11 protein-coding genes are annotated in these 13,692 nt (G+C 46.8%); 5 read left to right on the top strand and 6 right to left on the bottom strand.

Annotated features, from left to right (window positions below; genetic code table 11):
• The first annotated feature begins 122 nt into the window (after positions 1–122).
• Positions 123–1,397 (top strand): aromatic amino acid transport family protein, encoded by a 1,275-nt coding sequence (locus tag NX720_RS23320; protein WP_262597889.1) that lies wholly within the window; start codon positions 123–125, stop codon positions 1,395–1,397.
• Positions 1,398–1,566: 169 nt separating this feature from the next.
• Complete coding sequence (locus NX720_RS23315) at positions 1,567–2,982, top strand: L-serine ammonia-lyase (protein WP_262597887.1); 1,416 nt, start codon at positions 1,567–1,569, stop codon at positions 2,980–2,982.
• Positions 2,983–3,036: 54 nt separating this feature from the next.
• Here NX720_RS23315 and NX720_RS23310 read toward each other — a convergent pair whose 3' ends face one another.
• Positions 3,037–3,945, bottom strand: a complete 909-nt coding sequence (locus NX720_RS23310) for a 1,4-dihydroxy-2-naphthoyl-CoA synthase (RefSeq protein WP_318654069.1) — start codon at positions 3,943–3,945, stop codon at positions 3,037–3,039.
• A gap of 224 nt (positions 3,946–4,169) precedes the next feature.
• On the opposite strand from NX720_RS23310, the gene NX720_RS23305 reads away from it, so the two are divergent.
• Positions 4,170–5,234 (top strand): hypothetical protein, encoded by a 1,065-nt coding sequence (locus NX720_RS23305; RefSeq protein ID WP_262597886.1) that lies wholly within the window; start codon positions 4,170–4,172, stop codon positions 5,232–5,234.
• A gap of 54 nt (positions 5,235–5,288) precedes the next feature.
• Here NX720_RS23305 and htpG read toward each other — a convergent pair whose 3' ends face one another.
• Together htpG and NX720_RS23295 are read right to left on the bottom strand one after the other, a co-directional pair.
• Positions 5,289–7,214, bottom strand: a complete 1,926-nt coding sequence (gene htpG, locus NX720_RS23300; protein WP_262597885.1) for a molecular chaperone HtpG — start codon at positions 7,212–7,214, stop codon at positions 5,289–5,291.
• A 139-nt stretch (positions 7,215–7,353) separates the two neighbouring features.
• Positions 7,354–8,076, bottom strand: coding sequence for a DUF599 domain-containing protein (locus NX720_RS23295; protein ID WP_262597883.1), 723 nt, complete (start codon positions 8,074–8,076; stop codon positions 7,354–7,356).
• Between the two features lie 329 nt (positions 8,077–8,405).
• On the opposite strand from NX720_RS23295, the gene NX720_RS23290 reads away from it, so the two are divergent.
• Complete coding sequence (locus NX720_RS23290; RefSeq protein WP_262597881.1) at positions 8,406–8,804, top strand: hypothetical protein; 399 nt, start codon at positions 8,406–8,408, stop codon at positions 8,802–8,804.
• A 136-nt stretch (positions 8,805–8,940) separates the two neighbouring features.
• Positions 8,941–9,714: a class II glutamine amidotransferase gene (locus NX720_RS23285; RefSeq protein WP_262597880.1), complete on the top strand. Its 774-nt coding sequence runs from the start codon at positions 8,941–8,943 to the stop codon at positions 9,712–9,714.
• A 32-nt stretch (positions 9,715–9,746) separates the two neighbouring features.
• Here the strand turns inward: NX720_RS23285 and NX720_RS23280 are convergent, their stop codons facing one another.
• The 3 genes from NX720_RS23280 to nfuA all read right to left on the bottom strand — a co-directional run bounded on the left by NX720_RS23280 (position 9,747) and on the right by nfuA (position 13,671).
• Positions 9,747–11,168, bottom strand: a complete 1,422-nt coding sequence (locus NX720_RS23280; RefSeq protein WP_262597879.1) for a hypothetical protein — start codon at positions 11,166–11,168, stop codon at positions 9,747–9,749.
• Between the two features lie 7 nt (positions 11,169–11,175).
• Positions 11,176–12,834 (bottom strand): RING finger protein, encoded by a 1,659-nt coding sequence (locus NX720_RS23275; RefSeq protein WP_262597877.1) that lies wholly within the window; start codon positions 12,832–12,834, stop codon positions 11,176–11,178.
• A gap of 255 nt (positions 12,835–13,089) precedes the next feature.
• Positions 13,090–13,671, bottom strand: coding sequence for a Fe-S biogenesis protein NfuA (nfuA, locus tag NX720_RS23270; RefSeq protein ID WP_262597875.1), 582 nt, complete (start codon positions 13,669–13,671; stop codon positions 13,090–13,092).
• Between the last annotated feature and the right edge of the window lie 21 nt (positions 13,672–13,692).

Genomic DNA, 13,692 nt, shown 5'->3' with positions numbered 1-13,692 from the left:
CAAAGATTAATCACCCTAATCTCCATCAATACATTCAACAAACGAATTCTGTACAGTTCGCAGCCATCAATTTACTTATTCACCGCTCCTGATTCCTGTTTATGCGGAGGAGATAAGAGCACATGGCACACGCAGAAGTAATGACCCAGCCTATGGCTGGTACCCGGGATAAAGCCGCCAGCAAACGTGATACAGAGTGGATGCTGGCACTGTTTGGCACCGCGATTGGTGCCGGTGTATTGTTCCTGCCGATTAATGCCGGACTGGGCGGTATCTGGCCATTGATCCTGATGACCCTGATTATTGCCCCAATGACCTTTCTGGCTCACCGTGGTCTGACCCGTCTGTGCCTCTCCTCCAAAAACCCGAATGCCGACATTACCCAGACGGTTACCGAACACTTTGGCCCTAAAGCCGGCTCCCTGATTACCCTGGGTTACTTCGCGTCCATCTACCCTATTCTGCTGATCTACGGCATTGGTATTACCAATACGGTTTCCTCCCTGATGGTTAACCAGCTGGGCATGGCTGAGCCAAACCGTGCCATCCTGAGCTTTGTGCTGGTAGCCGCCCTGGTAGGCGTGATGGTGACCGGTCAGAAATTCGTTCTGAAAGTGACCAATACCCTGGTTTACCCACTGATCCTGGTTCTGTTCGGTACCTCTGTCTACCTGATTCCACAGTGGAACATGTCTCAATTTGAAGCGCCGGTGACCTTCAGCGGCTTTATGACCACTGTATTCCTGACCATTCCGGTACTGGTATTCGCGTTCAACCACTCGCCTGCGGTGTCCTCTTTTGCATCGACGTACCGTAAAGAACTGGGTAACGACGCAGAAGCTCACGCCAGCCGTACACTGAAGCGTACCACCATGATGCTGGTTGGCTTCACCATGTTCTTTGTCTACAGCTGTGTACTGACACTGTCTCCGGCAGAACTGCTTGAAGCGAAAGCGGCTAACCTGCCGATCATGTCTGTATTCGCACAGCGCACTGATAACACGCTGTTCGCCTGGATGGCTCAGATCGTTGCCATTGTTGCTATCTGTTCTTCTTTCTTTGGTCACTACATGGGTACCCGCGAAGGCTTGCAGGGCATGATCGTGAACAAGGCCAAGCGCGAAGGCAAATCGGTCAACATGAAGAAGGTTGACATGGGCATCATCGCCTTCATCATCCTGTCGGTCTGGGCAGTGGCTTACATGAACGTATCCGTGATGGGTATGATCGAAGCACTGGTGGCACCTATCCTGGCGATGATCCTGTTCATCCTGCCGGTATACGCTATGAAAAAAGTACCAGCGATGCGTAAATACGATGCCAAAATCAACCTGTTTACTCTGTGCATGGGTATCATTGCAATCCTTGGCTTCATTACCGCTAACTTCATCCTGTAAGACAACCAGGCACTGGCAACACTGCTACTTATAAGCAGAGCTCAATGCTACGGAAAACCGGGGGAAGACTACCTTCCTCCGGTATTTTTCCATCTGACATTCGCTGGCAGAATCTTTCACAAGAAATCCTTACATTTCTACACGAACCCAACATCACAGTAGAGACGGCATGCTTAGTATTTTTGACATTTTCAAAATCGGAATCGGCCCATCCAGCTCTCACACCGTAGGTCCAATGTGGGCCGGGCATCGCTTCATGAATGAGCTGAAGGAAAAAGGCATTCTCGGCAGCATTGTCTCTGTGCGAGTTGGCCTTTACGGCTCTCTGGCATTAACAGGGGTTGGACACAGCACCGATAAAGCGTCTCTGTTGGGCCTGGCGGGCTATCAGCCAGACACCGTTGATCCGGATGAAGCGGATCAGGCCTTCGAAACGATCAAAAGCAGCAAAAGGATCAAACTGGCGGGCGAACACGAAATTGATTTTGATTACGACACTCAGCTGATTTTCCACAATGGAGAAACGCTGCCTGAACATCCTAACGCCATGCGTATCTTTGCTGCGGATGAGCATGGCATTGTCGTTTACTACAAAACCTATCTGTCCATCGGCGGTGGTTTCATTGTCTGCGCGGACGGTTTCAACAAGGCTGCAGCCTCTAACAGTGATGACCAGTCTGAAACACACGAAGCCAACGTTCCTTACCCGTTCCGTAACGCATCTGAACTCATCAAACTGTGCAAAGCCAACAATATGAGCATTGCCGAGCTGGTGATCGAAAACGAAAAAGCCCGCCATAACGGTGACATCAATAGCGTTACCGAAAAAATTGATGCTATCTGGGATGTTATGCGCAACTGCATCGAGCGCGGTCTACGTATGGAAGGTCAACTGCCAATGTCTGGCATTAAACGTCGTGCGTTCGATTTACACAAAACCCTGACGGCTAACCCGGAAGCCATGCTGAGCGACCACTTTGCCATCATGGACTGGGTGACTCTGTTTGCCATGTCAGTCAACGAAGAAAATGCCTGCGGTGGTCGTGTGGTAACCGCACCAACCAATGGCGCAGCTGGCGTTATCCCTGCCGTTATTGCCTATTACTCCCGCTTTATCTCCCGTGACAACCAGAAAGGTATCCGGGAATTTCTGGCAACGGCTGCCGCTATCGGAGCCATTATCAAAATGAATGCCACCATTTCCGGTGCCGAAGCCGGTTGCCAGGCAGAGGTAGGTTCAGCCTGTTCCATGGCAGCCGCTGCGCTGGTTGCGGTTCAGGGTGGCACAATTGACCAGGTTGAAAACGCCGCAGAAATTGGTATGGAACATCACCTGGGCATGACCTGTGACCCTATTGCCGGTCTGGTTCAGATTCCCTGTATTGAGCGCAACGGTATGGCGGCCATTAAAGCCATCACGGCTGCCCGCCTGGCCATGCGTGGTGACGGTAACCATGCGGTATCTCTGGATAGCTGTGTAGAAACCATGTATCGCACAGGTCTGGACTTGCAGGCCAAGTATCGTGAAACCTCCCAGGGCGGGCTGGCGATTTACGCGAAAGAGCCTTCCTCTAAAACCGCTTGAGTCTCTCTGCATTAAATGACTGGTCAGTTTGTTGCTGACCAGTCATTAGACGAATCAATAGTGATAGGGAAAGCGGGAGAAATCCTTGGGACGCTTTTCAAGAAAAGAGTCGCGGCCTTCCTGGGCTTCTTCAGTGCCATAGGCCAATCGCGTAGCCTCACCGGCAAATAACTGTTGCCCCACCATCCCATCGTCCGTCAGATTCAGTCCGTATTTCATCATACGCAGAGCGGTGGGTGATTTTTCGCCGATAATTTTTGCCCACTCCAGCGCTGCATTTTCCAGCTCGGCATGAGGCACCACCTTGTTGACCATCCCCATATCCGCGGCGTCCTGCGCCGAGTAATCCAACCCCAGAAAGAAAATTTCCCGGGCTTTCTTCTGCCCGACCATTTTCGCCAGATAGGCAGAACCATAGCCGGAATCAAAGCTGGCAACATCCAGGTCAGTCTGTTTAAACACCGCATGTTCCTGTGAAGCAATTGTCAGGTCACACACCACATGCAGGCTATGGCCTCCACCTGCTGCCCAGCCCGGCACGACTGCCATTACCACTTTGGGCATAAAACGAATGAGTCGCTGAACCTCAAGAATATGCAGACGCCCCAGTTTTGCCGGATCAATCTCATCAGCGGGCATGCCCTCATATTTGTAACCATCACGCCCACGAATACGCTGATCCCCCCCGGAACAGAATGCCCAGCCACCGTCTTTCGGTGACGGGCCATTACCCGTAATAATGACCACACCCACATCGCTGGACAGTCGTGCATGCTCTAATGCCTGATACAGTTCATCAACGGTTTTAGGACGAAAAGCATTGCGACATTCGGGGCGGTTAAAAGCGATACGGACCGTTCCCTGAGCCCTGGCCCGGTGATAGGTAATATCCTCAAAACCGAACCCTGCTACTTCATCCCACAATTCCGGGTTGAAAATTTCAGAAACCATTTCATTTTCCATTTAAACAACTGTTAGCAACTGACTGACGGCCAGACTCCATAGTTATGGCATGACTGCCAGCCCTTGATCCACTGATGAAAAAACCAGCAAAGGCGCACTATTTTGCACGAGGATACAATCAAGACCAAGGACAACGTAAAACTCCCTACCACAAAAAAGCAGCTACTCTATCTTAGACATCTGCTCATTAAGTGATTGTTTAATCAATACCTTCAGGAAAAAACATGAAGTACTCTCTGGTTATCTACTATTTGTTATTACCGCTAATGATTATTGGAATCAGCAAACAAGCGGTGAGCGCTACTCTTCCTACTACCAGGACTAATGATTTATATACGCCGCTTCATATCGATAGTTCGCAATGTAAAGAACAACTGTCGGATAATCTGGATAACATCAAAGAATATTTTCAACTAACCGACACCAAGGATAATATCCATCAATATTATCTAATGACCTGCATGGGAAGCTATCAGAAGAATTTCTTATCGGATAATCAGGAGCTGCCAACCGATCGGGAAGAACTTATGTCTAAAAAAGACATGATCGCAAAAAAACTGGCTGACGGCTTTATAGATTGTCTGGAAAAAAGCCAAAGTAGGATTATGGAAAAAAAAATGTCCGGAACTACAATCAACTATTATATGCCTTCAGGTGCTGAAATCTATACGGCACTCACACCTCACAAACTAATGTCTATAGAACAAGTTGAAGAAAACAGCCAGTCAATAATAGACCTGTTAATAATTAAAAACGACCAAATCGGAAGTGACCTCAAAAAGCTAGACAGAAAATCAGTCGCCAGCTACTTATACAGTAAAGTGGGTATCCCAACTGAAAACTTTCTGCGTAATATGAACCATATAGATCATAAGGTAAATTGTTACTGCGAACTGTCTGATAATAAAAAAACACCACTCCGCCGGTTAACAGATTTTACCAGTCTCCTGATTACCTCAGCTCAATATCATGAGCTGGCTGCTGAAAAATTAATAGAAAAAGTTTCAGAACTACTGATTATTACCATTACAGAGTGGCTTACCAAACCTGAAAATATCCACCCCTGTTTTAAAAAGGGCTGCGATTCCATATTCTGGTATACCATAGCAAGAATTTCCGTAACGCATGATGAAAAAGTTCATGACTCTTACCAAAGTGGTAAAATGAGTCACTGGTTCGAATTAGGTGCAGAAAATTCAGATAAAACTCGGGAACTAATAAAATCATTTAAAGAATATATGAAAAACGACACCTGCCTGAAATACAAACTGAAATTCAAAGACCTGTAATCTTTACATCGATAGTAAACAGGGGCTCATAAGTGAGCCCCTGATCACGACTAATTACTCAGCCATTTCCAGTAACAGCTTGTTCAGACGCTGCACATAAGAAGCCGGATCATCCAGCTGTCCACCCGCTGCCAGACTCGCCTGATCAAACACTACTTTACTCAAGTCAACAAAACGATCTTCATCGCTTTCCTGATCCAGACGGGTAATCAGTGGATGCTCAGGGTTGATCTCGAAGATTGGCTTGCTCTCAGGCACCTCCTGACCAGCCGCCTCCATAATACGACGCATCTGTGCGCCCATATCGAACTGGCCTACTACCAGACAGGCTGGAGAATCGGTCAGACGGTGAGTGACACGAACTTCTTCAACACTGTCGCCCAGAGCATCTTTAATACGCTTGAGCAGGTCTTCCTTCTCTTTAGCGCTATCTTCTAAGGCTTTCTTATCGTCTTCGTTGTCCAGAGTTCCCAGGTCAAGGTCGCCACGGGCAATATCAGCAAACTGCTTGCCATCGAATTCCTGCATGTGAGACATCAGCCACTCATCTACACGGTCGGACAGCAGCAGAACTTCCACGCCTTTCTTGCGGAACACTTCCAGGTGCGGGCTGTTGGCAGCAGCGTTGTAGGTATCCGCAGTGATGTAGTAGATCTTGTCCTGACCTTCTTTCATGCGGGATACGTAGCCTTCCAGGCTCTGGTCCTGAGTCGCATTTTCGCTCTCGGTGGTAGCGAAGCGCAGCAGTTTGGCGACTTTCTCACGGTTAGCAAAGTCTTCAGCCGGGCCTTCTTTCAGTACCTGACCAAACTCGGTCCAGAATTCCGCGTACTGCTCAGGCTCTTTCTTAGCCATTTTCTCCAGCATATCCAGAACACGCTTGGTCAGCGCCGTCTTCATGCTCTCAACCGCCGGGTCTTTCTGCAGAATTTCACGGGATACGTTCAGGGACAGATCGTTAGAATCCACCACACCCTTGATAAAGCGCAGATACATGGGCAGGAATTCATCAGCCTGATCCATGATGTAGACACGCTGCACGTAAAGCTTCAGACCTTTCTGCATATCACGGTTATACAGGTCAAACGGTGCCTTGGCCGGGATAAACAGCAGGCTGTTGTATTCCAGTTTGCCTTCTACACGGTTGTGACTCCACTTCATCGGATCGGTGAAGTCGTGACTGATGTGCTTGTAGAACTCTTTGTATTCTTCGTCGGAGATATCGGAACGGGAACGCGTCCACAACGCCTTGGCGGTGTTAACGGTTTCCCATTCAGGCGCTTTGTCTTCCTGCTGCTTTTTCTGTTCGCCTTCTGCTGCAGGTTCCTGCTCGTCCATAGCGAGCTCTTTCAGCATCAGGATTGGCAGGGAGATATGGTCAGAGTATTTGCGAATGATGTTACGCAGGCGCCAGCCATCGGCAAACTCTTCAGCTTCCGGTTTCAGGTGCAGGATAACGCTGGTGCCGCGTGTTTCTTTCTCGATGGTTTCAACGGTAAACTCACCGGAACCATCGGATACCCAGCGTACCGCCTTATCTTCGGCCACGTCGGCCTTGCGGGTTTCAACGGTTACTTTGTCAGCCACAATAAAAGCAGAGTAGAAACCAACACCAAACTGACCAATCAGCTGGGAATCTTTTTGCTGGTCGCCGGTCAGGGTTTTCAGGAAATCAGCCGTACCGGACTTGGCAATGGTACCCAGGTGGGAGATCACACCCTCACGATCCATACCAATACCGTTGTCGGCAATAGTGATGGTTCTGGCATCCTTATCAAAGCTGATGCGGATATCCAGCTTTGGATCACTGCCATCGCGCAGAGCTTCGAAACGCAGCTTGTCGGCAGCGTCAGAAGCGTTGGATACCAGCTCACGCAGGAAAATTTCACGGTTGGAATACAGGGAATGAATCATCAGATGAAGCAGTTGCTTTACTTCAGTCTGAAAACCTAATGTCTCTTTCTGGGCTTCGACAGTCATACGATCCTCAATACGATGTCATTCAGTTCAAAATTCGTTAACTCGTATTTAGGGATGACGTTTTTGGTTTTCAAGGGAGAAATAATAAATTTCTTTATTTTTTATTCTCACCTCTCAAAACAGCAGGCTCACTCAAGCATCAGAAGTGCGTTTCACGCTCACTGACCGCGAGGGAATCCAGCACCGATGAGTGAAATTCCCGCCGGTACAGAATAATCACCACCACTGCCGCAGCCCCGATAAACAGACCCGGATGGATAAACCATGCCAGCGTTGCCATAGCAAAGTAGTAGCCGCGCAGACCGTAGTTAAAGTGGCTGGCTGCCAGAGTCATGATATGGGCTGAGCGGGTAGCGAAAACGGCCTGTTTGGTCTTATGCCCATTAATATCCTGACATAACGGTGCGCTGCCAAAGAGTACGCAGGTAAAGTTGTACAGGCGCAGGCTCCAGGTAAACTCGAAAAAGGTATAAACAAAAATCACCAGTAGTACCAGCACCTTAAGCTCCCAGAGCTCCCTGGTATTGGTGGTCACAAAAGGAATGGTAGAGAGTACACCCACCGCTTCTTCTGAAGCGGCAATACCCGTCACCAGACCAGCAATAATCAGAATACTGGTGGAAGCAAAAAAACTGACGCTGGCTCTGAGGCTCTGTAGCAGACTGGCATCTGCAATACGGTTATCACGCCCCAGCAAACGGTACATCCAGTCACGCCGGTACAGTGCAAGAACACTGGCAAGACACGGGGTTTCCTTCCCCTTGTAGTAAGCAAAAGCGGTATAGCCCGCCCATAGAACTACCAGTGCAAGCAGAGCTATCCAGTCAAGTGATGTGCCTACCGATCCAAGTCCTTCTATCATTGCTGCTTCCTGTCACATTTTGTTTTTGCATTTTATTCAGGCTTTGGTGTAAGAGGCACTATTTTTAAATGATTCGATCGTTAAGTGACACTCGCTTTAACACCGTTGACAAGTACCGATGACAAGGATCGATACCTGACATATCATAGCCGCTGAGTAAGCGCTGTTTTCACTGACACCCTACTCTTTTTATATCATTACTTATACCGTCACGACCATGATGATCTGATGACTATAGACAACCGTTGTACAGTTTGTAGGAAAAAAGCACAGAACTGTTATTTTCACCGTTGTCAGTCAGAGCATCGCTTCATTCAGCTGGAGAATGAATGACAAGTTCACAGATTTTAATGGGCTGGGGAGTCTATCTGGTTGGGGCCATGGCCTGCACCCTGGCTCTGTGGCTCATCACAGGCTCAATTAACCCCCGTGTTCGCAGACTATTACGGACAGGCACCTTTGTCCTGCTGGTCACCCCCTGGTCGCATAGTACCGACCCAAATCTGTTGCTGCCTGCTTTGTGGGCGATGATTTACGACGGACTGTCTGCCGGTTTTCCGGAAATGGCCCGGGCAGGCCTGCCATTGGTGATTGTAACCGCTGCTTGTTCCATTATTGCCACCTCTCTGCCAGTATCCGGGAAAGAGAGAAAGAAACAGCAACCGTCAAACCAATCAGAGCAGCAGCCTGAGAGACAGCCTAAGGAAAGGCATGAGCCAACTGTTTAAGGGCGGAATGTAGCGCTGTTGGCTGTTGGTCAGATAGTAAATAGCCAGAAGCTAGAAGCTAGAAGCTAAGAGCCAAAAGCTAAAAGCCCGTTAGGTTTCTGATTGCTGCCATCCTAAGAAGACAGAGAATAAAAATATGTGTGAACTGCTGGGTATGAGTGCCAATACCCCTACTGATATCTGCTTTAGCTTTTCCGGGCTGATGCAGCGGGGTGGACGAACCGGGCCTCATCGTGATGGCTGGGGGATCGCTTTTTATGACGGGCCTGGCGTTCGGGAATTCCGCGACCCTCACCCCAGCTGCGATTCTGAAATTGCGAAACTGGTCCGTAACTACCCGATCAAAAGCGATATTGTGATCAGTCATATTCGTCAGGCCAACGCCGGAAGGGTCTGTCTGGAAAACACGCACCCTTTTATAAGGGAACTATGGGGGCGAAACTGGACCTTTGCCCACAACGGTCAGCTAAAAGGCATCAAAAAGCAACCGCTTTCCCATTACTTTCCCATAGGCACAACAGACAGCGAACATGCTTTCTGCTGGTTGATGAATGCCATTCGCGAACGTTTTCCCAAGCCTCCCGGCCGAGCCAGCACTTTGCACCGGTTTATCCAGAATCAGTGCGATACGCTAAGGGAAATGGGCGTGTTCAATATGCTGCTGACAGACTCCAGGCACCTGTACTGCTACTGCACCACCAAACTAAGCTGGATTACTCGTAAAGCACCTTTCGACCAGGCTTGCCTGAAGGATACGGAACTCAGTGTCGATTTCGAACAGGAGACAACACAAACGGACATCGTCACGGTCATTGCCACAGAGCCACTCACAACAAACGAAGAGTGGCACACGATGAAAACGGGTGAAATGACTGTTTTTCGTCAGGGAGAAATTGCCTATAAAGCCTGACCTTCACCGTCAGGCCACTTTCTTAATTGAGTCTAATCTATTTGCAGGTTTAATAGATAAAAAACTGGCAGGGCAATTGAGAAGAGAAAATATCTCATCGCATCGAAATCTTCCGCAACATCAGGTGTGGGCATCTTTAGCTGATATAAGTTTCGAAAGGAGTATAACAATAATTGGCTGATTGGTGGAATAACACGATTCAATCCAGCCGTTGTGACCAGTGAATTAACAACAAGAGCACCATAGGCAAAAAGAATGTGACCATGTCTGAATGGGTCTTCGTTTTGTGTACCGTACAAAGCAAGAGCAGCCGTGAACAGATAGCTCTCTGTATCCGTACCCAGAAAGACTTGCAGACTCTCAGGTATATGAATATTCCTCACGTATGAAAACAAAGAAGCAAATGCGATGGAACTACTAAAAACAAACCATTCGAAGTAATCAGAAAACACCTTTTCCCAATATCTATGAAGATAAAGACCATCAATATAATTGGCTACCATTAATAAAATATTTGAAACATACATAATTTTAAATATTTTATCTAAATTAAACAGCGGTCGTATTTGGTTGCTTATCAGAAAATAACTCCGCATTGCCTGCACAGCTAACAATGAATTAAACGTATACTGTTCTCCCCACCATGCCTCACTTACCATCGTTGCCAACACAGCCCCTACAACAAAGAGATTTGAAGGAACACCAATATCCCTGATAGACAGGATATTATAGCTTGTATAGGCCATCGCAATAGCAGACAATATTGAGACAGAATGACCAATATAGGGAGCATACTGGCACTTCTTCTCTCTTTTAGCAAAGAAGCAATTTAATATATGTCCATCCTCAATATTACTTTCTGTATTCAGTTTTACTTTTTCCTGCTCTTTACCAAATGACTGAAAGTAAGACCTTGTATATTGATAAAAACCACTAACAAAGTGTATCAATTGACTGTACTGAGAATATTGAGTGGCCATAAATGAGACAGCGCTGTATGCATTATTTCCAATCCATTCAACGAAATCCACCAGTTGGTATTTCTGTTCCTCAACAGCTTTTTGCACAGTACCAAAGAAGTACTTTTTATTGAGCACTTCATTTTCAGGAGCAAAATCACTCCCCTGTTGTAAAAAACCACAAGCATGATTTCGCTGAACGACTTCATCAACAGCTGACTTTACTATTTCCAACTGATCATTCGACAGTGATTGATAAAAGCGTTCCACATCAAATTGTCGCAACACCAGCGCTTGCCTCAGCTCTGAAAAGCAGTCATAAAAATCATCTGAAAATTCAGAACCGTCAATATAAAGTTGCTGTGAGCTGTTTGATTCAGCTCTGCTTGAATCTATTGTTAAAGTTATTATCGAGAGCATTAACAGACCATATTTTAATGATCTGAAAATCCGATAAAATAATTTTTGTTGGCTATTGAGCAAAGCTAAATCCATAAAAACCTCATGGTGAAATCAAATACTCGGCTTTAGCACGGCACATAGGACAAGGTACGCCAAAGCTACCTAACTGCCAGAATTTTTTTGCAACTTTTGAGACTTCTTGTTTAATTATTGCGTCGAGGCATGAAGAACAGATAGGATGATTACACGGCAGGTTCTGTAAGGACAAAGCGTCTTCAGAAACAGATGAAGGAGCATTTTTACAGACCGGACAATCCGGTTCACTTCCTGCATAGTCTTTGACTGCATATAAAGGAATAGCTTTATCAACAGGCATTACTCCATTGATTCCAGCGGTAAAAAGCTTCTCACCATAATGGTATCCCAGATAAGCCAGCTCCAGGAGAATAACCTTATTGAACCAGACTGGCACTACATGCTGTCCTGCAACACAGTTCGTCTCGTCTTTACAACCAGTTGCCATAAAAATGGAATTGTCTTGCAGCCCCAGTGAGAGTGTAACCTCTTTCTCATTCTCAGAACCCGGAACGCTATACGAAATGCGATCGGTGTCAGCATCATAAGTCAATGAAGTAGCATTAAGCTCTGCTTCAGCCATGCCAAAATAAAAAGGCATAATGTTTTCAGACTGCTCCCGATTTTTTCCCACCTTAATGGACTGAATTCTGTCAGCTACTTTCCCGATAAATTCAGGGAATAAAAGACAACGAATACCGTCCATTGGAATGATTACTAAGTCTTCCCGAATATCATCCAGTAGTAGTGATGGCTGGCCCTCCTCCCAATTCAGGATTGTATAACCCTGAAAAGCCAGTTTGTTGTCAGCCTGATAAAAAAAAGAGACGAGTACAGTCGTACCCTCTTTAAAGTTCTTTCTCTCAGGGTCAGCTGTTCTAAAAATTTTTCTCTTCAGTCTTTGTATCTTCAGCTTACCCAGCTTGAGTTCTCTCATAATGTTTGCCAGACGGCTATAACTGTCATTACCTGACACTTCGCTCATTGAAGCAACAGGTCTTAACTCGTAGTAGGGGGCGATATTATTTAACGCTGGCACAGCTTTGATTATGAATTGCTTGGCAACATCCCCTGATAAGGCAACATATTCCGAATTTGAGAGCTCTGTGTCGCCCATTAAATATTCATGGCGGAACTTAATGAAAAAAGGTAATAGCAGTAAAACATATTTATTGAAAAAATTACTAATGTAATTTTCAGGGTCATGATCTTCTCCCGTTAACATCCAGGCAGCCATTACAAAATAGGTTGCCGTATTCTCAAGATTAAAAAGTTTGTAAAGCAGTCTAAAGCCAAGCCACCCTCTTGTTAACAGAGCATCAATGTAAAATAGAGCTGACAGTCCGCATATGCCTTTCACCACCATGGAACCCGACGAACCATAGTTTCTCGCCCATGTATAGATTCCGGTTCTCAAAGCAAGAGCAGAAAATGCAGTAGCCAGAATGCCCCCATGAAAAAATGAATGCCAGAGCCGGTTCCAGTCGGACTGGGTGACGCCTTCTAAATAAATAACTCTTCCGAAGATTTCTACCAGCGTTGCATCGTCAGAAACAGCAGCGGTTACTGAGCCGAAAGCTGCTTTATTATAGGACTCCTGATTATCATTACCTTCGTAACCAAAAACGGGGGTAAAGAAAAATATTGAGAGGGTCAAAAAACAGCTTGCACCAAAAATCTTCACTCGTTTTCCTCTGAACGTTTTTTTCAAAGTCCGAGCATTATAGGCTGGTTTTAAGATTTATGGGCGTCCATGTTCTGGCAGCTTTCACCGGAGTTGAATCCGGATGAGTACGCTTGAGGGCATTTGAAATCCGGCCATCTTGGGAGAACGATGAAAAGAATCATATTATAACGCCTGACCATTGAGAGTCAGGCACTCAAAACAAAGCCTCCGGCACACAGAATGCGCCGGAAGTTTTTCTTTACCAGTCTGGCCTTATTTAAAGTAAGCGTTCTCGGTCACCGTGTGGTCCGTCACATCACGCACGCCCTTCAGTTCAGGAATACGCTCAACCAGAGTTTTCTCCACACCGTCTTTCAGGGTCAGGTCAACAGCGCTGCACCCCTGACAACCACCACCAAACTGCAATACGGCAAAACCATCGTCAATTTCCACCAGCGACACCATGCCACCATGGGAAGCCAGACCCGGGTTGATTTCAGTCTGCAGGAAGTAGTTAATCTTCTGATCCAGCGGGCTGTCCTCATTCACTTTAGGCAGTTTGGCATTCGGTGCCTTGATGGTCAGCTGACCACCCAGTTTGTCTTCTGAAAAGTCCACCTCGGCGTCTTCCAGAAAAGGTTCGCTAACCCCTTCTACATGACAGTTGAAGTATTCCAGCTCCAGCAGCAGGTCACCTTCTTTTTCCTCACCAGGCTTACAGTAAGCCAGACAGGTCTCAGCATAAGGTGTTCCTGGCTGGGTCACGAACAGGCGAACGCCAATGCCTTCAACGTTCTGCCGTTTCAGGAGACCTGCCAGATATTTCTGAGCGGCTTCTGTAAATGTAATCTTCAAGTCAAATACCTCATTCGGTCA

Origin of the sequence: Endozoicomonas euniceicola, assembly GCF_025562755.1 — a bacterium.
GTDB classification, from domain to species: domain Bacteria; phylum Pseudomonadota; class Gammaproteobacteria; order Pseudomonadales; family Endozoicomonadaceae; genus Endozoicomonas_A; species Endozoicomonas_A euniceicola.
The sequence above is the reverse complement of the archived record's forward strand: the minus strand, read 5'-3'. Positions and strand labels throughout refer to the sequence as shown.